Here is a 23,001-nt window from a genome sequence, read left to right as displayed (position 1 = left end):
GTCGAAATGCTTTTAAAATAAACAATAACTAAAGTTTTGTCATTCCTGCTTAGGTAGGGATCCACAACAATAAATGAATAAAAAATAGAATATGCTATACTACCTATTCGAATATTTAGAAAACCAATTCCAGTTAACAGGCGCAAGTGTGTTTCAGTATATCACGTTTCGTGCTGCATTGGCAATTATCTTGTCGTTGTTGTTTTCTACAATTTTCGGAAAGAGAATCATTCGATTGCTTCAAAAAATGCAAGTAGGCGAATCGGTTAGGGATTTAGGCTTAGAGGGTCAGGCAGAAAAAGCAGGCACGCCGACAATGGGTGGTTTAATTATTATTTTCTCTACGTTAATTCCAGTATTGTTATTGGCGAAATTAGAAAACATATACGTGATCATGCTTATTGTAACCACGATTTGGATGGGGTTAGTTGGTTTTACAGATGATTATATTAAAGTATTTAAAAAGGATAAAGGAGGTTTAAGTGGTAAGTTTAAAGTGCTTGGTCAAGTTGGATTAGGGATATTTGTTGGCGCAGTGATGTACTTTCATCCCGACGTAACTATTAAAACTGAAAAAATAAACCCTGTTAATGGAACAGAGTTAGTTACTCAAAATTCTGCTAAAGAGTTTAATCCTGCAGAGCAATCATTAAAAACAACTATTCCTTTTGTAAAAGATAACGAATTCGATTACTCAAGTATAGTTACATGGTTTGGAGATGACTACGCAAAATATGCCTGGTTAGTGTTTATTCCAATTGTAATTTTTATTGTAACAGCAGTGTCAAATGGAGCTAATTTAACCGATGGTATAGATGGTTTAGCAGCAGGAAGTTCCGCCATAATTGTTTTCACCCTGGCTATTTTTGCCTTTGTTTCCGGGAATATTTTCTTTTCAGATTATCTCAACGTCATGTTTATTCCAAGACTTGGAGAACTAGTGGTGTTTATAGCAGCTTTTGCGGGAGCATTAATTGGTTTTCTATGGTACAATACGTATCCAGCACAAGTGTTTATGGGCGACACAGGAAGTCTAACTATTGGAGGAGTAATAGCAGTAATAGCTATTGCTGTTAGAAAAGAATTATTAATTCCATTGTTATGTGGAATCTTTTTTGCTGAGTCACTTTCTGTAATTCTACAGGTAAGTTGGTTTAAATACACAAAGAAAAAATATGGTGAGGGACGACGCATTTTTAAGATGTCACCAATTCATCATCACTTTCAAAAAGGAGGTTATCACGAAAGTAAAATAGTAACGCGTTTTTGGATTGTTGGTATATTTCTGGCGATTTTATCAATTGTTACTTTGAAGTTAAGATAAAGATAATAGAATAGTTAAATGTCACGCTAAGCTTGTCGAAGTGTTTCATTGATTATAAAAAGAGTTTGTCGTTCCTGCAAAGTCAGGAAAGATAAAAAAGAATAAAAATGAAACAATTAGTGATTCTTGGAGGAGGAGAAAGTGGAGTGGGTACTGCGCTTTTGGGGCAAGCAAAAGGCTATGATGTTTTTGTTTCAGATAAAGGAATAATACAAGAAAAATATAAAGAAGTTCTTATATATAATGAGATTGAATGGGAGGAGTTACAGCATACGACATCTAGAATTCTAAATGCAGATGTTGTAATGAAGAGTCCAGGAATACCTGATAAAGTTGATTTAATTGAAAAACTCATAGGTAAAAATATTCCAGTGATTTCTGAAATTGAATTTGCAGCCAAATATACAAATGCAACTTTAGTTGGTATTACAGGAAGCAATGGAAAAACAACTACAGCATCACTAACGCATCATATTCTAAAACAAGAATTGAATGTTGGTTTAGCGGGTAATATTGGCGACAGTTTTGCTAAGCAAGTTTTGGAAGATGATTTTAAAAACTATGTACTTGAAATTAGCAGTTTTCAATTAGATGGCATTGTAGACTTTAAGCCAAATATAGCAGTGCTTACCAATATTACGCCAGATCATTTAGATCGCTATGATTATAAGTTTGAAAATTATATCGATTCAAAATTCAGGATTGCATTAAATCAAACCAAAGACGATTATTTGATTTATGATGCAGATGATCAAGTGATTACAAACTGGTTAAAAGAGAATACTATTCAATCCACATTATTACCGTTTTCCTTAATAAAAACAATTGAAAATGGCGCGTATTTAGACAACGAAAATATTAAAATAACAATAGATAACAACCAAATAATTATGCCAACAAAAAATCTTGCTTTAGAAGGGAAGCACAACATTAAAAACGCAATGGCTGCTTCTACAGTAGCACATTTATTAAAAATTAGAAAGCAAACCATTCGCGAAAGTTTAGAGAACTTTCATGGTGTGGAGCACCGTTTGGAACAAGTGCTTAAAATTAATAAAGTGCAATATGTAAACGATTCTAAAGCAACAAATGTGAATGCTACTTATTATGCATTAGAAAGCATGGATGCGCCAACGGTTTGGATTGTTGGTGGAGTAGATAAAGGAAATGATTATACAGAGTTGTTCCCATTTATAAACGAAAAAGTAAAAGCTATTATTTGTTTAGGCATAGACAATGAAAAGCTAATGGAAAACTTTGGAAATATGGTTGATATTATTATTGAAACTCAGTTTATGAGTGAAGCAGTGAAAATCGCATACAAAGTAGCCGAAGCAGGTGATAATGTATTATTGTCTCCTGCTTGTGCAAGTTTCGATTTGTTTGAAAACTATGAGGATAGAGGCAGGCAATTCAAAAATGCCGTTAGAAATTTATAGGCGTATTTGAAATCAGTCTGTCATTCCGCACTAGATGTGGAATCCACAATAAAAGAAAATAGATTCTGCGTAGTAGCGCAGAATGACAAAAGAAAATAATGCAACAAGTATTTAAAAACATAAAAGGAGATCGATTAATCTGGGCAATAGCTGCGTTACTGGCTATTTTCTCATTCCTTCCTGTGTACAGTGCTGCGAGTAATTTGGTAAACATTGGTGGAAATACAAATACGTTTTCATATTTTATAAAGCACTTTATGCACTTATTTTTAGGGTTTTCTATTATGTATGGCGTGCATAAAGTGCCCTATCGTTATTTCCGTGGTTTGTCTATAGTCATGCTGCCAATAGTATTAGTGTTATTGGTTGTAACCATATTGCAAGGGGCAACTATTGAAGGCGCTAATGCTAGCCGCTGGATTCGTATTCCTTTTGTAAATATGTCGTTTCAAACATCCACCTTAGCGGCAGTAGTTTTAATGGTTTATGTGGCTAGATATATGTCGAAAATTGAAGTCCAAAAAGTAGCTTTTAAAGATTCGATATTACCACTTTGGATACCTGTATTCTTGGTTTTAATACTTATTCTGCCATCGAATTTTTCAACCACAGCCTTAATTTTTTTAATGGTAGTTGTACTTGTGTTTTTAGGAGGTTATCCATGGCAATATTTACTGGCGATTATAGGGGTTGGAATTATAGCTTTGGTGTTATTTATTACTGTGGCAAAGGCTTTTCCAGATGCTATGCCTAATCGTGTAGATACTTGGATGAGTAGGATTGAGAGTTTTTCAGATGATGGAGATACAGAAGCAGGCTATCAAATTGAAAAAGCTAAAATAGCTATAGCTTCAGGTGAATTAACAGGCGTTGGGCCTGGGAAGAGTACGCAAAAAAACTTTTTACCACAATCGTCTTCCGATTTTATTTTTGCTATAATTATAGAAGAATACGGGCTTATTGGAGGTCTGCTTTTAATGGTGTTATATATGTGGTTGTTGTTTAGAATAGTAATAGTTGCACAAAAAGCGGATACTATTTTTGGGAAGCTATTAGTGCTTGGTGTAGGAATTCCAATTGTATTTCAAGCCATGATTAATATGGCGGTGGCAGTTGAGTTGTTTCCGGTTACAGGTCAAACCTTACCATTAATTAGTAGTGGAGGAACCTCTATTTGGATGACCTGTTTAGCGATAGGGATAATACTTAGTGTGAGTGCTAAGAGAGAAGAGATAAAAGGTAAAGAAAACAAAGAAGGAAGCGAACAGAGTCCATTGGAGATTCTTTCTGAAGCAATATAAATGAGTAATTATAAAATTATATTATCAGGTGGTGGAACAGGAGGGCATATTTATCCTGCGATTGCTATTGCGAACGAATTGAAATCCCGTTTCCCAGAGGCAGAGTTCCTTTTTGTAGGGGCAAAAGACAGAATGGAAATGGAAAAAGTACCGCAAGCAGGTTATAAAATAAAAGGCTTATGGATTACTGGAATTGAAAGAAGGTTAACGCTTAAAAACTTAATGTTTCCGTTTAAGCTTATAAATAGTTTATGGAATGCTAGAAAGATAATTAAGCAATTTCAGCCAGAAGTTGCTATAGGAACAGGAGGCTTTGCAAGTGGACCATTATTACAAATGGCAGCTTCCAAAGGAATACCGAGTTTAATACAAGAGCAGAATTCTTATCCAGGAATTACAAATAAATTATTATCTAATAAGGTTCAGAAAATTTGTGTGGCTTATGATGGTTTGGAACGTTTTTTTCCGAAGAGTAAAATCTTAAAAACTGGAAATCCTGTGCGTCAAGATTTGTTAGACATCAATTCTAAAAGGAATGAAGCAATAAAGTTTTTTGGTTTAGTTGAAGGTAAAAAGACATTGTTGGTATTAGGAGGGAGTTTGGGAGCAAGGGCAATAAACGAATTATTAAAAAGAGAGTTGGATTTTTTGCAAACGCAACAAGTTCAAATTATCTGGCAAACAGGAAAATTGTATTACAACGATTATAAAATTAATGGAGATATAAAACATGTGCAAGTACATCAATTTATAAATAATATCGATTATGCCTATGCGGCAGCAGATATTATAATATCAAGAGCAGGAGCAGGTTCGGTTTCAGAGTTATGTATTGTGGGTAAACCAGTAGTTTTTGTGCCTTCGCCTTATGTCGCAGAAGACCATCAAACTAAGAATGCAAAAGCAATTGTAGATGAAAAGGCGGCTTTAATGATTGCTCAAGAAGATTTGAAAGTTGATTTTAAAAATAAATTCTCTCAGTTGGTTGCTTCACCTGAACAGCAACAGCAATTAAGTGATAATATTAAAAAATTAGCATTGGTAAATGCAACTAAAGAAATAGCAGATGAAGTTGAGAAACTTCTAAAAAAATAATATGAATATAGGCAGTATACATAACATCTATTTTGTTGGTATTGGAGGTATTGGAATGAGCGCTATTGCGCGCTATTTCAATGCAACTAATAAACAGGTTGCTGGTTATGATAAAACGAAGACAGAAATCACAAATGCACTTGAAAACTTGGGTGTTCAGGTGGGTTTTGAAGATTGTCTTGATGCTATAGATGCTTCATTCTTAGATTCAGATAAAACACTCGTTGTTTACACGCCTGCTATTCCTAAAGAACATAAGCAACTAAATTACTTTAAAGCTAATGGTTTTAAAGTTTTAAAACGCTCTGAAATTTTGGGTTTGATTACAGAAAACACATTTTGTTTGGCTGTTGCAGGAACTCATGGAAAAACGACTACAACGAGTATTCTTGGGCATATTATGAAAGAATGTAACGTTCCGTTAACTGCTTTTTTAGGCGGTATTAGCGAAAATTACAACTCTAATTTGATATTAAATGGAGATGAAGTTAGTGTAGTTGAGGCAGATGAGTTTGACCGTTCGTTTTTAACATTATCACCAGATTTAGCGTGTATTACTTCTATGGATGCAGATCATTTAGATATTTATGGTGATGCTTCAGAATTGATAAAAACTTTCAAGGATTTTTCAAAAAAACTAAAACCAAACGGGAAGTTATTTGTTAAAAATGGCTTGCCTTTACAAGGGATTACATATGGAATTGAAGATGATTCGGACTATTCTGCTCAAAATATAAAAATAAATAATGGCGCTTATGTGTTTGATGTTAAAACACCAAATACAGTGTTAGAACAAGTTCAATTTAACCTACCCGGTAGACATAATTTGTCGAATGCATTAATTGCTTTAGCGATGGCTATAGAATATGGTGTCCCAGCGCCTCAGCTTGCTAAAGCATTAACGTCTTATAAGGGTGTAAAGCGTCGCTTTACCTATCACATAAAAACTGATAAACTTGTTTTTATAGATGATTATGCTCATCATCCAGAAGAGATTAAGGCTGTGCATCAGGCGGTTCGAGAAATGTATCCAGAAGATAGAGTGTTGGCCATTTTTCAGCCACATTTGTTTTCAAGAACTAAAGATTTCGCAGTCGAGTTTGCACAGAGTCTTTCGCAATTTGATGAAGTGTTTTTGTTAGATATTTATCCAGCAAGAGAATTGCCGATTGAAGGTGTTACATCGCAATGGCTTTTAAGTAAAATTAACAATACAAATAAGGAATTAATTAGTAAATCTCAAATTATTAAAAAAATAAAAGAAAGTAAAGCTAAAATTATTCTCACAATAGGTGCAGGAGATATTGGTGCAGAAGTTTGTAAAATAAAAGAGGCTTTGTCATGAGAATTAATTGGAACTACATAAAAGGTGCCGTGTTACTTGGTGTTGTCGTGTTTTTGTTTGCTTTTTCTTCAGCTAAAAATGGTAGCCGAAAAGTTAAAAAAACAACTATAGAGTTTGTAGAAGAGCAAAAACCATTTATTACTCACGAGACTGTTAGTAAATTGTTAATACAAAATCAGCAACCTCTTGCGAGTGTGCCTAAAGAAACTTTAGATTTGAATGCTTTAGAATTTGCCTTGGATTCTAATGCAATGATTGAAAAAGCTGAGATTTCTTTAAATGTAAATGGCGGTTTTTTAGCTAAAATAAAACAAAAAAAACCTATAGCAAGAGTCTTAAATTCAGACTCTTATTATATAGATAGTAAAGGTGGTTATATGCCTTTGTCTTCTAACTATACTGCGCGCGTGCCTATTGTAACCGGCGAAGTATCGAAAAAAGATTTGAGCACTATTTTTACAATTGCTCGCAGAATTGAGGATGATGAGTTCTTGAAAAAGAATGTTGTAGAAATTCATCAAAATAAAGATAGGTCTATTGATTTAAAGTTGAGACAATGCAAATTTAATGTGCAGATTGGAAAACTTGAGTATTTAGACAAAAAAATAAACAATCTGAAAGCTTTTTATATAAAAGCAATGAAGGATAAAAGTTTAAAAAAATACAGTAAAGTGAATTTGCAATTTGAAAACCAAGTTGTTTGCACTAAAGTATAAATTATGGAACAGAATTTAGCAGTTGGATTAGATATTGGAACCACAAAAATTGTGGCGATGATTGGTAAAAAAAACGAATATGGCAAAGTTGAGATTTTAGGCATTGGTAAGTCTAAAAGCTTAGGAGTGCATCGTGGTGTTGTAAATAATATAACTCAGACTATTCAGTCTATTCAATTAGCAATTCAGGAAGCTGAAGCGGCAGCTGCCACAAAAATTGAAAGCGTAACTGTTGGTATCGCTGGACAGCATATTCGCAGTTTGCAGCATAGCGATTACATTACAAGACCAGATTCTGATACGGTTATTGACGAAGAGGATATTGAGCGTTTAATAAATCAAGTACATAAATTGGTAATGTTACCAGGTGAAGAAATTATTCATGTATTACCTCAAGAATATAAAATTGACGGTCAAGCCGAAATAAAAGAACCCATTGGAATGTATGGCGGACGATTGGAAGCCAATTTCCATGTTGTTGTTGGTCAAGTCTCATCTATTAGAAATGTTGGTCGCTGCGTAAAAAGCGCAGGTTTAGAATTAGAAGGTATTACATTAGGGCCTTTGGCATCAGCCAATGCTGTGCTAAGTCAAGAGGAAAAGGAAGCTGGTGTCGCATTAATTGATATAGGTGGAGGAACAACAGATTTAGCCATTTTTAGAGATGGTATTATACGCCATACAGCGGTAATACCGTTTGGAGGAAATGTAATTACAGAAGACATAAAAGAAGGCTGTTCAATTATTGAAAAGCAAGCCGAATTATTAAAAATAAAGTTTGGTTCTGCATGGCCAGGAGAAAATAAAGATAATGAGATTGTATCTATTCCCGGTTTACGTGGAAGAGAACCTAAGGAAATTACACTTAAAAATCTATCTAAAATTATTCATGCTAGAGTAGTAGAAATTGTTGAGCAAGTGTATGTAGAAATTAAAAACTACGGTCACGAAGAACAAAAGAAAAAACTAATTGCAGGAATTGTATTAACAGGTGGAGGAAGTCAGTTAAAACACTTAAAGCAATTGGTTGAATATATCACAGGAATGGATACTCGAGTGGGCTATCCAAACGAGCATTTGGCAGGTGACAGTGATGATGCTATTACAAGTCCTTTATTTGCCACAGCAGTGGGTTTAGTTATGGATGGGTTAAAGCGTCAAGAGCGTGTGAAAGCTGAAGCTGTTGAAGAAGAAATAGCTGTAGGTGAACCAGAAGTTGAGATTGAAGAAGAACAAGTAGTCGAGCCACCAAAAAAACAGAAACGTTCTTTTTTAGATGCGCTAACAGAGCGTGTAAAAGATTTTTTAGATAACGCAGAATAATAAAAAAGGCGCTGTACCACAACGCTTTAATAAGAATAATATAAATATAAACCGTTGCCTAGCAACAAAAATAGAATTTTATGAGCAACAAAGAATTCGAAAGTATCGCCTTTGATTTACCTAAAAATCAATCTAACGTCATCAAGGTTATTGGTGTTGGTGGAGGTGGTAGCAATGCTATTAACCACATGTTTCAACAAGGCATTAAAGGAGTAGATTTTGTAATCTGTAATACAGATGCACAAGCACTACAAAACAGTGGTGTTCCTAACAAAATCCAATTAGGTCTTAATCTTACAGAAGGATTGGGAGCAGGAGCAAACCCAAATGTAGGTAAAGAATCTGCTGAGGAAAGCTACGATGATATTCTGCAAATGTTAGGGACCAACACAAAGATGGTGTTTATAACTGCTGGAATGGGTGGTGGTACAGGAACAGGTGCAGCGCCAATTATTGCAAAAATGGCTAAAGAATTAGACATTTTAACGGTTGGAATTGTAACAATGCCCTTTCAATTTGAAGGTAAAATGCGTATTCAGCAGTCGCAAGAAGGTATCGAAAAATTAAGGAATGAAGTCGATTCACTTATTGTAATAAATAATAATAAACTACGTGAAGTTTATGGAAACCTTGGCTTTAAAGCCGGTTTCTCTAAAGCAGACGAAGTGTTATCTACTGCTGCACGTGGTATTGCAGAAGTCATTACACATCACTACACACAAAACATTGATTTACGCGATGCGAAGACTGTATTAAGTAATAGTGGAACGGCAATAATGGGATCTTCTACATCTTCAGGACAAAATAGAGCTCAAGATGCTATTTCTAAAGCATTAGATTCGCCATTGTTAAACGATAATAAAATTGCTGGAGCTAAAAACGTATTGTTGCTAATCGTTTCTGGTTCTCAAGAAATTACTATCGACGAGATTGGAGAGATTAACGATCACATTCAGGCCGAAGCAGGACATGGAGCAAACATAATTATGGGTGTTGGTGAAGATGAAGCTCTAGAAGAGTCTATTGCAGTAACTATTATTGCTACGGGTTTTAATATAGAACAACAAGACGAAATCTCTAATACGGAAACTAAAAAAGTTATTCATCCTTTAGAAGAAGACCAAAGTATTGAAAAAAAATTAACGCCTAGCAAACCTTCTCCGGAGGTTGTTGCAGTAAATGTTGTATTAGAAAAACCAGAACCACCAAAAGTTGTAAAACATACTTTAGATTTAGATGAAGATACTGAAGATCCTCTAAGTAAGATGCAAATGAACTTGGTAAACAAACAAAGAAGTGTGACTTTGGAAGAGTTAGGACTAATTCCTACAACTGAAGTTATAAAAAACATTGATATTGTTTATGATGAAGTATTAGCTACATTTAATACTGATGAAGAGTTTGTTATAACTTCAACTGAAAATAATACAGGTAGTTTTAAAACTATTGAAATTAATGAGGAGGAAGAAGAAAAACAACAAATAACGTTAAGTTTTGATTTGCCTATAAAAGAAGAGAATGTTTTAGGAGAACTAGAATCTGAAGGCAATGTTATTCTCGATTTAAACGGCATAGAAGTTAACAACCACGTAGAAGTAATACCTGTTACAGAAGTACGTGAAAATGAAGAAGTACGTTATGCTTTAGATGATTATGAGGAAGAGAATTTAGCACTAAGTAAAAGTCAGAAAACGGCCAAAGTTCAGGACCTTGTAGATGAAGAAATTGTTTTTGAAAAGAAAGTAATTACTAAAGAAGAAGTTGTTGAAACTCTAGAGGAGGATTTAGATCCAATGAACAGTTCTATTTCTGATATTTTAAAAGATAGAGCGGATGATAGACGACGAAAAATGAAATCGTTTAACCATAAATTCATTGCTTCTAAAATTGATGATATAGAAAACACGCCTGCTTATAAGCGTCAGGGTTTAAATTTAGATGAAACTCAGCATTCATCTTCTGAAGGAAATGTGTCTAAAACAACCTTAAGCATAGATGATAATGATGATATTCAGTTAAGAAATAATAATTCATTTTTACATGATAATGTTGATTAAGTAGTTTTTGATAAACAAGACATTTAATCTTTTTGCAAACCCAAAACATTTATAAATGCTTTGGGTTTTTTGTGTCTAATAGAAGACTGTAAACGGAGTACTAACGACTGCTTACTTTTTCATATCTTCGTAATCCTAAAACAATTTCAAAATGAGTTTAACAGTAAATATAATGACAGCCTTAAAAGCGGCAATGAAAAGTAAAGATACAGTAGCGTTAACAGCTTTAAGAGCGGTAAAATCTGCAATTTTATTGGCACAAACGGAAACTGGAGCAAAGCAAGAGCTAACAGAAGAACAAGAGCTTAAAATATTACAAAAACAAGTTAAGCAACGTAAGGACAGCGCGGCTATATTTCAAGAGCAAGGTAGAGAAGATTTAGCAGGGCCAGAATTAGCTGAAGCAAAAGTAATAGCTCAGTTTTTACCGGAAGCTTTAAGTGAAGAAGAGATAACAAAACTAGTTGAAGATGCGATTGCTAAAACTGGAGCAACGGGCATGAAAGACATGGGTAAAGTAATGGGGATTGTTAATCAAGTTGTTGCAGGACGGGCAGATGGCAAAACGATATCTAATATTGTAAAAAACAAATTGTCTTTATAGCCAATATATTCTTTAAGGTTTAAAAAATGGAAAAGGTTAATAAAAACATTATACATTATATAATATTTATATTATACATGTTGGTGCCAAGAATTAGTTCTTATAATTCTCTTGATTTTTCTTCACTACAATGGCTATATGTCAGTGTTTTAAACTTAGTAGTGTTAGTCTATTTTATTTTTAATCAAAAGGTCTATTTTAATTTTAAATTGAAACCACCTATTAAGGCTTTTTTTGCATGTTTAATAGGGTTTATTTTAATTTCGGTATTATCTACCTTTAAAAGTATAGTGCTTAGTGAGAGTGTGTTAAGTATTGCTAGAATAGTAGTTTTTGTAATAAGTGTTTTTATACTTTTTATACTTTTTATAAAAACAAAAATTAATTTTTTGTGTGTAGCTACAATAGTTTTATTTTTTCTCTTAATAGAGGTTTTTGAAACTTTTTATTATTTCTTTTTCAATTATTCTACACTTAGGTCTACTGAATTTTTGATAGGTATGCCTCATAACTACGGTCATGTAAATGTATTAGCTGTATCGATAGCATTAAAGTTTCCTTTTGTTCTTTATGTTTTTTACAAGTTAGAAGGTGTTAAAAAATACATATTTTTAATATTGCCAATAATTTCCATAGCTAGTGTTTTTTTAATTGGAGCAAGAACTGCAGCTCTAACTATAGCTATTCAATTAGTTTTCTTCTCTTTATTTTATTTTATATACAATAAGTTTTCTGTTAGAAAATCTTTTTTAAATATTGTAATACTGGTCATTGTCGCTATTGCGGGCACTTATTTATCCACGTTACCTAATAATATATACAAAAAAAAGGGTAATACAACTAAGGAGATGTTTTTTACAAAGGGTAAAGATTTTGTGTATAAGGATGAAAATGAAAAAATTAAGTTAACCAATACTACTGGTAGAGATCGGTTATGGATTTCAGCATTAAAAGATTTTAAAAGAAACCCATGGCTTGGAGTAGGTATTGGTAATTGGAAATTTACATCTAAAGAAGAGCTTTTGAAGATTAGTAAAGGAGATGGTGTTGCTTTTTATAAACGCGTACATAACGATTATTTAAAATATTTAGCAGAGACAGGATTATTTGGTTTTCTGTTTTATTTGGCTTACATAATTATAATTGTTTTTTTTGCACTAAAACTATTTAAGAATTCTGCGAATGAAAATAAAATGATTTATGCTACGCTAATAATAGCTTTAATAGCTTATGTAATAGATGCATTTTTTAATTTTCCTCATGATAGACCACCAGTTCAGCTTCTTTTTGCAGTTCTTATAGCATTAGTTTTAGCTTATTATCATAATTGTAATGCAGAATCAGGTCTAAAAGGAGCTGAAACTAAAACAATTAAAAATGGATCTTATGTTGCAATTGTTTTATCTGTTGGTTTAATAGTTATTAGTTTTATGGATTATTCTGCATCCGTTACTCAGTTTAAATTGATTCAGCAAATTCAAAGTAAAAATGCTTTTAACGATGGTTTTACTATAAAATATAATGAAGCTCTAAATGAAATAAAATCATTCCCTGAGTTCAATCAGGTAGGAATGAGCAATGATGATGTTTTAGCAATTTTTGCTATAAAGGAAAAAAAGTACGACCTAGCTATAAATCATTTAAATGCTTCAATAAAAAGATTACCCAACCGTTTTTATCCTAAATATTTGCTGGTAACAGTCTACGATTCAAAGCAGAATGTAGATAGCACATTGCTTTATTCTAAATTAGTTTTTGATGTTTTCCCTGCTTATGACATGAACTTTACTATTCTGAAGAAAATTTATGAATATAAGAAAGATACTACTGCTATATTTCAAGCTTTTAAAAAACATTTAGAAGTTAAAAATGATAATTATCTGTGTTGGATGAATTATGCCGAAGCAATTAGGAAGTATAAGCGAGATGATAACTTAGTGCTTAAAAAAACAGATTCTTTATTAATGCTTAACCCTAATAACAACATACTTTTAACTTATAAAAAACAGCTTCAAGAGGTGATGTTGGATAAAGCTAAAAAGCAACCAGTTAAATTAGATTTTGATACAGAGCAGTTAAGGAAAAGATCACATTTTTATAACCTAGGAAATACGTTATTCGATGAGTCCAAATTTGAAGCTTCAAAAGAAGCTTATTTAAAAGTGTTAGAAATAGATAGTACTAATATAGCGTCTAAATACAAATTGGGACTTGTAGAGGTTAAGCTAAAAAACTATACCAAAGCGATATTTTATTTAGAAAAAGTTGTGAACTCCAATTTAATTCATGATGGAAAACCAGAGTATAATATTGGTTTCAGTTACTTTAAACTAGATGACATTGAAAAGGCTAAATCTAATTTTACTAAAAGTTATAAAAAAGGATTTCCTTTAGCGGTGAAAATTGATCCTATAATGTTAAATTTGTAAAACTAATGGCTCTGTGGCGCAACTGAATAGCGCACTGGATTTCGGCTCCAGCGGTTGCAGGTTTGAATCCTGCCAGAGTCACTAATTATTCTAAGGCTTAAAGAGAAATCTTTGAGTCTTTTTATTTACTAAATGTTTATTGTAGTCTTTTAATAATGCGCTTTTTTTTATTCAATAAAGACGTAAATATTAATCAAAATAAGTGTTGAGAAATAGTTTTACAAACTACGTTCACTTATTTAAAAAAAAACACTTTAGTTGTCAATCTCCTATGTGTTTTCATTTTGATATAATTATATTTATATCCTCATTCAGAAAGTTTGATATTTGTCCTTCCACGGTTATTAATAAAATTCCATGAATACTAATATGTTAAAGATTGTATCTCTTTTACAAAAGCAAGAGTCTCCTTTAGTCTTTAAAATAGTTGTTATACTTTTAGGTGTAATAACTGCTTTTCTTGTGGTTTTCATCATTTCTCGTGGTGTTTTCTTATTTTTTGAAATGGCTTTTGTAGAGTTTTTTAAAAAGAAACAGTTTTTTATACATTTTTATTTTAGAAAAAAGAAGCTCTCTCAAAATTATAGATTAATTCTTAAACAAGAGTTTTCTTTTTACAATAAATTAAATCCAATAGAAAGAAAGAATTTTGAGCATCGTATTCAATATTTTATAAATAACTGGGAATTTATTGGTAAAGAAATTGAAGTAACTAATGCTATGAAAGTTAAGATTGCTGCAACAGCAACGAAAATTACTTTTGGTTTTAGAGATTATAAAATACAGTGTATAGATAAAGTTGTTATATACCCACGAACCTACTTTTCCACTATCAATCAACAATGGCACAAAGGAGAATTTAATATGGGCTATAACGCATTAATTTTCTCTTGGGAAGATTTTATAAAAGGATATGCAATAGAAGATGATAACTTGAATTTAGGAGTTCATGAATGTATTCACGCGTTACACTTTTCATTTTTAAAGTCTAGACGGTATAATACAAGTGCTGCGATATTTTTAGATACATTTCTGGAACTTACCAGAGATTTAGATGCGGATGATGCCTTGAAACAAAAACTAATCTCTTCAGGGTATTTTAGAGCATATGCTTTCGAAAACCAATTTGAATTTATTTCGGTTTTAGTTGAGAATTTTATTGAAACTCCTTCAGAATTTAGATCTCAATTTCCTAATATTTACGGCAAAGTTAAAATGATGCTCAACTTTAATTTTGCAGGTTATTAATTTCTTGTTCTAATGACTTTTGTCATGCTTTTTGAGCTTAATTAGTACTAATTTTAATAGTGAATTTAAAAGCTAATTAAGATGAAAAAAAGAACACCAGTTTCAGAAATAATGACAGGAAATGTTATTACATTAAATATTACAGATGATTTAGAGCGTGCAGAAGAGTTGTTTAAATTCCATAAAATTAGACACATTCCAGTAGTAAGTGGAGAGGCAATAATTGGAATGTTAAGTTATACAGATTTGCTTAGGATTAGTTTTGCAGATGCTATAGACGATAACGCTAGAAATGTAGATACTGTAGTATATAATATGTTTACTGTAGAACAAGTAATGGCAAAAAAGTTAGAAACCGTATCTAGCGACACCACAATAAAAGAGGTTGCAGAAATTTTAGCAAAAAAAGAATTTCATGCTTTACCAGTAGTCGATAATAATAGTCTAACTGGTATTGTAACAACTACAGATTTAATTAATTATTTAATTAAACAGTTTTAATAATAGTAAGTATAATTAATAAAAAAGGCTTCAAATAATTTTGAAGCCTTTTTTAGGGTTATGAGTTTGCTAACAACCTCAGTTTTTTAATTGTCTCGGTTTGGTCACTACTTTTAAAAACATGACTTCCAGCAACAAAAACATCTGCTCCAGCAGCAACTAATTTTTCAATATTTTTATCGGTTACACCACCATCAATTTCTATTTTAGTATCTAAACCTTGATTATTAATCATTTTACGTAATTTCTTTACGCGCTGGTATGTGATGTCTTCAAATTTTTGACCACCAAAACCAGGATTAATAGACATTAATAATATCATATAACATTCGGGTAAAATATCTTCTAAAACGGAAACTGGTGTTGTTAAATTTAAAACGATTCCAGCTTTGCAGCCCGCATCTTTAATTTGGCGCAAGGTTCTATGCAAATGCACAGTAGATTCGTGATGGACCGTAATAATATCTGCTCCAACTTTGGCAAAGTCTTCAATATAGCGCTCAGGCTTTTCAATCATTAAATGCACATCTAATGGCTTGGTGGCATGTTTTTTAATAGCAGCAATCACTGGCATTCCGTAAGAAATGTTTGGTACAAAATGACCATCCATAACATCTATGTGAAACCAATCGGCATCACTATTGTTAACCATTTCTGTATCGCGTTGTAAATTGCCAAAATCGGCAGCAAGCATTGAAGGAGCTATTAGTTTTGAAGACATTTTGTAGAATTTTAAAGTGTTTAGCAAAACTAATACTTTTATAAGTCAACACTGAAAAGATTTGACATAATCTCTAAAAATTCTTCTTTTAATGGTAAATCTAAGGTTTCCATATAGAAATGATATTCTTGAAGGCCAAATATGGTGTCTAGTTCTTCAACATTAGAATATCCAGTGGTAAAATTACTAAAGGTAAACTCTTTAATAGGTTGGTTTAATAGCACTTTAATATCCTTATGCCTTTTGTCGCTTTTTATTTTAGTGTATAATGCATCTATATGTGCTTTTGGGCCTTCTATAATTTGAAAAAAACAAGAATCACATTTATACAGTAATCCTTTTAAATTAAGGCTGTCGTTATTCTTTTTACAGACATCGAATAGGTGTTCTGTCTCAAGAATAGAAAGTTCTTTATTAAGAGAACTTCTGTAGCAAATAGATTTTAACATATATAGTAATATTTTGAATTACTAAAAAAGGTTAAAATGTTTATAAAAGGTTTTTTAAACACATATGAATAATATTTATCGATTAAATGCAAATTTAATCGATAAAAGCCTTTTTTCCTAATAAGCTAGAAAAGGTAAATCTGTAAAATGAGTGAACCCGAAGTAATCAGCTTCGGGTTCTTTCATCAATCAAAAAACGAACAGTTATGAATAACTGTTTGTTGGGATAACTTGGGATATATTATCCTAAGTAAGTTTTTAATATTTTACTTCTAGACGTATGTTTTAATCTACGAATCGCTTTTTCTTTAATTTGTCTTACACGCTCACGTGTTAAATCGAAAGTTTCACCAATTTCTTCTAAAGTCATTGGGTGTTGGTTTCCTAAACCAAAGTATAATCTAATAACATCTGCCTCACGAGGTGTTAAAGTTTCAAGAGCACGCTCAATTTCAGTACGTAAAGACTCATGTAATAAGTTACGATCTGGATTTGGCGACTCGCCAGAGTTTAGTACATCGTATAAGTTAGAATCTTCACCTTCAACTAAAGGTGCATCCATACTTACGTGACGTCCAGAATTCTTCATAGATTCCTTGACGTCGTTAATAGTCATATCTAACTCTTTTGCAATCTCCTCAGCACTTGGCGGACGCTCATGTGCTTGCTCTAAAAAGGCAAAAGTTTTGTTTATTTTGTTAATAGAACCAATCTTGTTTAATGGTAAACGTACAATACGAGACTGTTCTGCTAATGCTTGTAAAATAGATTGTCTAATCCACCATACAGCATAAGAGATAAATTTAAAACCACGCGTTTCATCAAAACGTTGAGCAGCTTTTATTAACCCTAAATTACCTTCGTTAATTAAATCTGGTAACGTTAAACCTTGATTTTGGTATTGCTTAGCTACCGAAACTACGAAACGTAAGTTTGCCTTAGTCAATTTCTCGAGAGCCAATTGGTCGCCAGCCTTAATACGTTGTGCTAATTCTACTTCTTCGTCTGCGGTAATTAAGTCAACTTTTCCAATTTCTTGTAGATATTTATCTAACGATGCGGTCTCACGATTTGTAACCTGCTTGGTAATTTTAAGTTGTCTCATGTATGTAAGTTGTGATTAATTCCTACGTAAATAGGAGTGAATAAATTACTATCACTAGTTATACGCATAAAGGGTACATTTTGTTACAAAAAGGTTTGTTTTTTTTTAGCGTTCCCTTTTTAAACCAATAAATGGTTTAAAAACGTCAGGCTATACGTTATATCTTTTTTAATAAAAAAGGATGCCACTGCTATCCTTAACGCGATTACTCAAGTGGTTTACTCAAAACTAAAAGTGTCACTAATTTCAATACGTTTTTTTAAAAGTGTTAATGCTCTAATAAGGTTAGTTATTGATTTTTCATAAAGCGTCTTACAGCCACCCATTGTTTTAGCATCTCTCTCGCATCTTGTGCAGGATATCCTAAAACAGTTTTACCGGCTTCCACATCATTCATCACTCCCGATCCAGCACCAACTGTAGCGCCAGAATGTATTGTAGTATGGTCTTTTATAGAGGCACTTCCGCCAATAATTACACCATCACCCAAAGTAACAGAACCCGCAAGACCACTATGTCCTGCCATAATACAAGAACGTCCCATAACACTGTTATGGGCTACTTGTACTAAGTTGTCAATTTTACAGCCATCACCAATAATAGTGGAGCTAAATTTCGCTCTATCAACACATGAATTGGCACCAATTTCAACATAATGCCCAATAATTACATTTCCTATCTGTGGTATTTTTACCAGTCCTCTACCATCTTCACTAGGTCTATATCCAAATCCATCTGCGCCAATACTTACATTGGTGTGAAAAATACAATGACTACCAATAATACAGCGTTCACGTATAATAGTTCCAGACCAAACAATAGTATTATCTCCTATAGTGGTTTCATCAAAGACACAAACATTTGGATATAAAACGACTCCGTTTCCTAATTCAACATCTTTACCTACATAACAATTTGGGCCAATTTTGCAACCATCACCAATTTTTGCAGTATCGTGTATCACGGCAGTTGGATGTATATCGGTATCAAAAACAGGTGCTGGAAGATTAAAAAGCTCCAGTATTTTTGCCATAGCTAAATCCACATTGTTTACTTTAATAAAAGCACGATTATCGCCAGGTTCAATTTTTAAATTATTACTAACAAGGGCAGCACAGGCTTTTGAATCTTGCCAATATTTGGCATATTTATTACTTCCAATAAATGTGATTTGATTACAGCTTGCTTTTTGTAATTCCTCGGGACCTTCAATTTTTTGAGTGGTATTACCTATTAATTCACCTTTTAAAAGGTTGTTGATTTCACTTATAGAGTAGGATGCCATTTTTAATTTTTGTTATTGATTTGTAAGTTTTTTTAAATCTAAAGAAAAAAAAGTGAAATCTATATTAATTTTAGAAATTAAACACATTTAGAGGTCGCTTATTCAAAATCTAAAACTTGAGTGGCTTCTATTAATTTTTTTAGCGCATTAATTTTAGCATAAATTTTATTAAAAAAAGTATTACGTTCTTTTTCTCCTGCAGTATTTAGGAGTTTAGAATTCTGTAGTTGTTTCTTTAAAAAGGCTTCAGCTTCCTTGCACGTATGCTTGTCGCTTGTTTTGTAATAAGATAATAAAGTAAATGGTACATATAGCATTTGTGCATGTGGAGTGTTAACTAATACATTATTATTCATTAAATGCAATTCATTATAGTACAACTTAAATTCTACCGTGTTATTTAGCAGTTTGGAAGCAATGGTATCCATCAATTTTTTTAGCAAGTCGCATAAATATAAAGCAGTCTCTATAGAAACCTGTCCCGCATGAAAATAAAAATGAATTTGTTTTAACGTACTATTTATAGACGTAATATCCCAAATTTCTTCTGTATTCAAATTGTTATACAAGCTCCCAAGTTTTTTACCAGCTTCGATTAAAGTAGAACTAGGAGCAAAGTTTTCAAAGCTTTTTGTTGCCAATTTGGGGTTTAAAAGTTTTAACCAAACGTAATATTTAAATCTACTTAAAGCATCACCATTTAAATTATAAAACAACGGAATATCCTTAGCCGAATATAAAATAGAGCAATCCTTTTCTTTTAATAGGGGAACAAGCGAGTGGTAAGAATCTTCAAAATAGAGTTGCAGTTCCGTTTCCGTTTCTATGTGTTTTGTTTTTTCTATAGTTACAAACTCTGTAGAGGTCGTTTCAAATAGGCGATCTAAAGATAGATTGTAGTATTTGGACAAAACAATAGTTTCATCTAACGAGAATTTGCTTTTTAAACTCACGCGTCTATGTGCAGCATCGTAACTAATCTCTAAAGCCGTGGCAACGGCTTCTATTGTAGATGTGTTTTCTGGTAATTCATTTTTTAAATATTCAAGAAAAGTAGTTTGATACATACTCAAATGTATTCATTATTTGTGATTATCGCAAATAATAGTTTTGTGATTCGTAATTAAGTTGATTTAAAATGCGATTATAGCAATAATTTTGACTTGAATTTAAAACAATAATTATGAAAAAATTAATTTTAGTATTAGGCTTTTTAGGTGTTTGTCATTTTGGTAATTCTCAAAACGATGCGGTTTACGTTACCAATAGTAATCAATATCATGATGCTTCTCAAGATTATTTTAAAAGAGTCACTTTTAAAATTGGCGCAGGCGTTTTATTGCCTCAAGGTAATTTAAAAGATTATTTTGGCGTTTCACCTTTAGTAGAATTAAGTCTTGATTTTCCGGTAACTCAAAAAAAGTCATTAGAATTAGCATTGCAGTTTGTAGTTCCAGATCAAAAAGAGTCGTTTAAATATGTGCGAACGATAGATACTGTTCAAGTTAAGGCTACATTTATGTTTAACCCAATGCTTAGATTCAAGAAAAATATAAGCACTTCAAGGACTTCGCAATTGCATGTTGGTTTTGGATTAGGTCTTTCTATAATAAAAACCGATTCTAGAAACCCGTTTTATACTGGAAGTGATGAAGATAACGAAAAGTATGAAGTTGTCTCGGCGATATTAGCTTCGCCTTCGTTAGACTATATTAAAACTTTTAAAAATAACGAGCAACTAACGTTTAGCTTTGGTTTAAACTATTCTCCTTATAAAGTAGAAGGTGCGCTTCGCGAGAATATTGGTTCTATTAGTTTAACGCCCAGAATTATGTATAGTTTTTAATACCAATAGACATGAAAAAAATCATATGCTTATTATTAGTTGCGACATTAAGTAATTGTTCATCTTTTAGTAAACGGGACCTTAAAAAGGTACACAATAAGGTTTCTAAACTAAAGACATTAGATGGTACTTATAACTTACAACCAAGCAAAAGTTTGGTAGTCATTCTGCACAAATTACATATGTAGACTTGTATAATGAAATCACCAATTTGGTATGGAAACAACAAGACAAACTGAGTCGGATAGTTTATTCTGAAAACGAGTATTTTGTTAAATTAAAAGTAATTGAAGATGAATTTTTATCTGTGAAATTATTCGAAAACACAAAGCTTATTAGAGAGCAGAGAATAAAGGGTAAACTTAAAAAAGGTATGTTTTGCTTAGATAATAAATTTAGAGAATGTAATGGTATTCCATATGTTTTTCAGGTTGCCAGGAAAATAAAAGAAGAATAGGTGTTATCAAATCTGGACAACTTATAGTTAATACTGCTTATGATAATTTTGGTGCTGCATTTTTTGTGTTTGCAGCAGGAGGTACTTATAATACTTCCTTTGAGTTTATTAGAATTGAGTCGTCCTGAAATAGCTTGACAGGTTTATAATAAATTAAATTAAACCGTTGAAGTTCTCTTCAACGGTTTTTTGTTGTGTATAAAGTTAGGTTTTTTTTAAGAATAATAAATAGCGTGTCCCTGCCAACTTTAATATTGGCTTTATTAAAATCTATTTTTAACGATTTGGTAAGTTTTCTCACACCTTCTCTACGAAGAGATTTGCGTCTTTTTCTAACAATGTTTATAATGTGTTGTTCTAGGTGTACATGCTTATCAGCTCTGTTTTTATGCTTGTAATAAGCATTGCGTTTAAGCCCGAAACAATGGGTTGTAGTTGTTAAAGAAGCAAATCTCTTAGATTTCTCTTTAGCTTTAATTAAGGTTTTATACTTAGCTTTTTTTTAGTTCATTAACTGATTTATAGCCAAGATCTTCAGCAGCTACTTAAAGATAACAATCCTGTGCCATGGCATCTAAATCCTTTTTAAGTAGTAGCTTTTTAAGCTGTTCTATTTCTTTTTGAAGCCCTTTAATTCTTGATATTTCGTCTTTAGTTTCCACTTTTACTCTGGTATTCATTAAGTCTTTACGATTGTACTTTTTAATTCACACATTCACAGTTGTAGGTGCGATAGAGTAGAGTTTACAAAGTTCGCTCTTTGTGTGTTTTTCAATTGTAAGTTCGGCTAAAATTTTTAATTTAAAAGGTTCACTGTAACGTCTAATTACTTTGTCATTTCTATACATAATGTTTAAAATTATGTAGCCTTATTTCAGGACGGGTCATAATGTTGCACAACGTCAGTTCGTCTAAAAACCGCCAATAATTTTATGAATTTATTCAAAAATAAGCTATTTGTTTGGTTGTACTTTTAGGGGATGCATTTTCAATAAAATATACAGTTAACTTTTTTAAGTGTTCAAAAGACTTTAAAAGCTTATTTAGGCGTTTTTTTACACCTATTTCTAGCCAAAATAAGATGATATGTTTGATCAATCGATCAATACCAATACTATTCATAATTCTTTTTAGATTGTATGCAATGAAAATAAAGCCAACGTCCGCAGAGGCTCTTTCTTTGGTTCGTTTGGTCATAATGTGGTCAAATCCCCATTGCCTTTTCATAGTGCCAAAAGGATGCTCTACTATGGCTTGTCTTTGTGCGTATATTTCTGGATTTTTGCTAATGTTATTTTTGTTTATATCGAGCGCCTCTGCAAACTCGTGTCGTTCAATGATTCTTTGATATTTGGCTTTGGTGCAATCGTTTTTTACTGGACATAATTTACAATTTTTGGTTTTATATTGTTTTACTCGATACACTCTTTTGTTGTACCAATTTCCATTAGTTTTTAATGTTTCACCGGCAGGACAGCAATAAGTGTCTTGTGCTTTATTGTAAATAAATTCACTAACATTATAGGCTTTATCAGGAGCATTAGAAGCAGGGTTAGGAACACAAACGTGAGTGGTTACTCCAAGTTTTTGAGATTTATGAATTTGCTCCGCAGTATAATAACCTTTATCAAAATACAGCATCAAAGGTGTTGTTACCCACTATTTCAATCGCATTTTCTACCATGGAAGTCATAGCGTGCTTATCGTTATTATTGGTGAGATCGTAATCAATAGGGATTTTATGTTTATGGTCTAC

21 protein-coding genes and 1 tRNA gene are annotated in these 23,001 nt (G+C 32.3%); 15 read left to right on the top strand and 7 right to left on the bottom strand.

All coding sequences use genetic code 11. From position 1 onward, the window contains the following. The first annotated feature begins 91 nt into the window (after positions 1-91). The 13 genes from mraY (at position 92) to RH82_RS16060 (ending at position 15,382) form a co-directional block, all read left to right on the top strand. Complete coding sequence (mraY, locus tag RH82_RS16120) at positions 92-1,324, top strand: phospho-N-acetylmuramoyl-pentapeptide-transferase (RefSeq protein WP_034062313.1); 1,233 nt, start codon at positions 92-94, stop codon at positions 1,322-1,324. Between the two features lie 107 nt (positions 1,325-1,431). Next, the gene (gene murD, locus RH82_RS16115) at positions 1,432-2,763 is read left to right on the top strand and encodes a UDP-N-acetylmuramoyl-L-alanine--D-glutamate ligase (protein ID WP_034062311.1); all 1,332 of its coding nucleotides are present in this window, start codon (positions 1,432-1,434) and stop codon (positions 2,761-2,763) included. Between the two features lie 98 nt (positions 2,764-2,861). Continuing rightward, positions 2,862-4,064, top strand: a complete 1,203-nt coding sequence (locus tag RH82_RS16110; RefSeq protein ID WP_034062309.1) for an FtsW/RodA/SpoVE family cell cycle protein — start codon at positions 2,862-2,864, stop codon at positions 4,062-4,064. Next, positions 4,065-5,159 (top strand): undecaprenyldiphospho-muramoylpentapeptide beta-N-acetylglucosaminyltransferase, encoded by a 1,095-nt coding sequence (gene murG / locus RH82_RS16105; RefSeq protein ID WP_034062306.1) that lies wholly within the window; start codon positions 4,065-4,067, stop codon positions 5,157-5,159. Between the two features lies 1 nt (position 5,160). Beyond that, positions 5,161-6,504: a UDP-N-acetylmuramate--L-alanine ligase gene (gene murC / locus RH82_RS16100; RefSeq protein ID WP_034062304.1), complete on the top strand. Its 1,344-nt coding sequence runs from the start codon at positions 5,161-5,163 to the stop codon at positions 6,502-6,504. Further along, positions 6,501-7,220 carry a cell division protein FtsQ/DivIB gene (locus tag RH82_RS16095; RefSeq protein ID WP_034062301.1) on the top strand — a complete coding sequence of 240 codons (720 nt, stop codon included), beginning with the start codon at positions 6,501-6,503 and terminating at the stop codon, positions 7,218-7,220. Before murC ends, RH82_RS16095 begins: the two co-directional genes overlap by 4 nt. 3 nt (positions 7,221-7,223) lie before the next feature. Next, on the top strand, positions 7,224-8,543 hold the full coding sequence (ftsA, locus tag RH82_RS16090) for a cell division protein FtsA (RefSeq protein WP_034062298.1): 1,320 nt from the start codon (positions 7,224-7,226) through the stop codon (positions 8,541-8,543). Positions 8,544-8,623: 80 nt separating this feature from the next. Beyond that, a complete protein-coding gene (ftsZ, locus tag RH82_RS16085) occupies positions 8,624-10,600 on the top strand; it encodes a cell division protein FtsZ (protein WP_034062296.1) in 1,977 nt (658 codons plus the stop codon). A gap of 151 nt (positions 10,601-10,751) precedes the next feature. Then, the gene (locus RH82_RS16080; protein ID WP_034062294.1) at positions 10,752-11,204 is read left to right on the top strand and encodes a GatB/YqeY domain-containing protein; all 453 of its coding nucleotides are present in this window, start codon (positions 10,752-10,754) and stop codon (positions 11,202-11,204) included. A gap of 500 nt (positions 11,205-11,704) precedes the next feature. Continuing rightward, the gene (locus RH82_RS16075; protein WP_162182468.1) at positions 11,705-13,633 is read left to right on the top strand and encodes an O-antigen ligase family protein; all 1,929 of its coding nucleotides are present in this window, start codon (positions 11,705-11,707) and stop codon (positions 13,631-13,633) included. A 7-nt stretch (positions 13,634-13,640) separates the two neighbouring features. After that, positions 13,641-13,714: transfer RNA gene (locus RH82_RS16070), tRNA-Arg, on the top strand. 288 nt (positions 13,715-14,002) lie between these two features. Beyond that, on the top strand, positions 14,003-14,881 hold the full coding sequence (locus RH82_RS16065) for a zinc-dependent peptidase (protein WP_034062552.1): 879 nt from the start codon (positions 14,003-14,005) through the stop codon (positions 14,879-14,881). Between the two features lie 81 nt (positions 14,882-14,962). Continuing rightward, complete coding sequence (locus RH82_RS16060; protein ID WP_034062291.1) at positions 14,963-15,382, top strand: CBS domain-containing protein; 420 nt, start codon at positions 14,963-14,965, stop codon at positions 15,380-15,382. 58 nt (positions 15,383-15,440) lie between these two features. Here the strand turns inward: RH82_RS16060 and rpe are convergent, their stop codons facing one another. The 5 genes from rpe to RH82_RS16035 all read right to left on the bottom strand — a co-directional run bounded on the left by rpe (position 15,441) and on the right by RH82_RS16035 (position 20,009). Next, positions 15,441-16,103 carry a ribulose-phosphate 3-epimerase gene (rpe, locus tag RH82_RS16055; protein WP_034062290.1) on the bottom strand — a complete coding sequence of 221 codons (663 nt, stop codon included), beginning with the start codon at positions 16,101-16,103 and terminating at the stop codon, positions 15,441-15,443. Between the two features lie 38 nt (positions 16,104-16,141). Next, positions 16,142-16,552 carry a BLUF domain-containing protein gene (locus RH82_RS16050; RefSeq protein WP_034062288.1) on the bottom strand — a complete coding sequence of 137 codons (411 nt, stop codon included), beginning with the start codon at positions 16,550-16,552 and terminating at the stop codon, positions 16,142-16,144. A 241-nt stretch (positions 16,553-16,793) separates the two neighbouring features. After that, on the bottom strand, positions 16,794-17,657 hold the full coding sequence (locus RH82_RS16045) for a sigma-70 family RNA polymerase sigma factor (RefSeq protein ID WP_034062287.1): 864 nt from the start codon (positions 17,655-17,657) through the stop codon (positions 16,794-16,796). 289 nt (positions 17,658-17,946) lie between these two features. After that, positions 17,947-18,942: a UDP-3-O-(3-hydroxymyristoyl)glucosamine N-acyltransferase gene (gene lpxD / locus RH82_RS16040; RefSeq protein ID WP_034062286.1), complete on the bottom strand. Its 996-nt coding sequence runs from the start codon at positions 18,940-18,942 to the stop codon at positions 17,947-17,949. 98 nt (positions 18,943-19,040) lie between these two features. Next, complete coding sequence (locus tag RH82_RS16035; protein WP_034062285.1) at positions 19,041-20,009, bottom strand: hypothetical protein; 969 nt, start codon at positions 20,007-20,009, stop codon at positions 19,041-19,043. A 116-nt stretch (positions 20,010-20,125) separates the two neighbouring features. Here RH82_RS16035 and RH82_RS16030 point away from each other — a divergent pair, with 116 nt between their 5' ends. Beyond that, a complete protein-coding gene (locus RH82_RS16030; protein ID WP_034062283.1) occupies positions 20,126-20,788 on the top strand; it encodes a hypothetical protein in 663 nt (220 codons plus the stop codon). 190 nt (positions 20,789-20,978) lie between these two features. Next, positions 20,979-21,245, top strand: coding sequence for a hypothetical protein (locus RH82_RS16025; RefSeq protein ID WP_034062281.1), 267 nt, complete (start codon positions 20,979-20,981; stop codon positions 21,243-21,245). Positions 21,246-21,790: 545 nt separating this feature from the next. Here RH82_RS16025 and RH82_RS19030 read toward each other — a convergent pair. Together RH82_RS19030 and RH82_RS16015 are read right to left on the bottom strand one after the other, a co-directional pair. Beyond that, the gene (locus tag RH82_RS19030; RefSeq protein WP_262494887.1) at positions 21,791-21,925 is read right to left on the bottom strand and encodes a hypothetical protein; all 135 of its coding nucleotides are present in this window, start codon (positions 21,923-21,925) and stop codon (positions 21,791-21,793) included. Between the two features lie 262 nt (positions 21,926-22,187). Next, the gene (locus RH82_RS16015; protein ID WP_052158395.1) at positions 22,188-22,886 is read right to left on the bottom strand and encodes a transposase; all 699 of its coding nucleotides are present in this window, start codon (positions 22,884-22,886) and stop codon (positions 22,188-22,190) included. Between the last annotated feature and the right edge of the window lie 115 nt (positions 22,887-23,001).

The organism is Lacinutrix jangbogonensis, assembly GCF_000797445.1.
Taxonomy (GTDB): domain Bacteria; phylum Bacteroidota; class Bacteroidia; order Flavobacteriales; family Flavobacteriaceae; genus Lacinutrix; species Lacinutrix jangbogonensis.
Note: the sequence above shows the minus strand (reverse complement) of the source record. Positions and strands in the feature narration are given on the sequence as shown.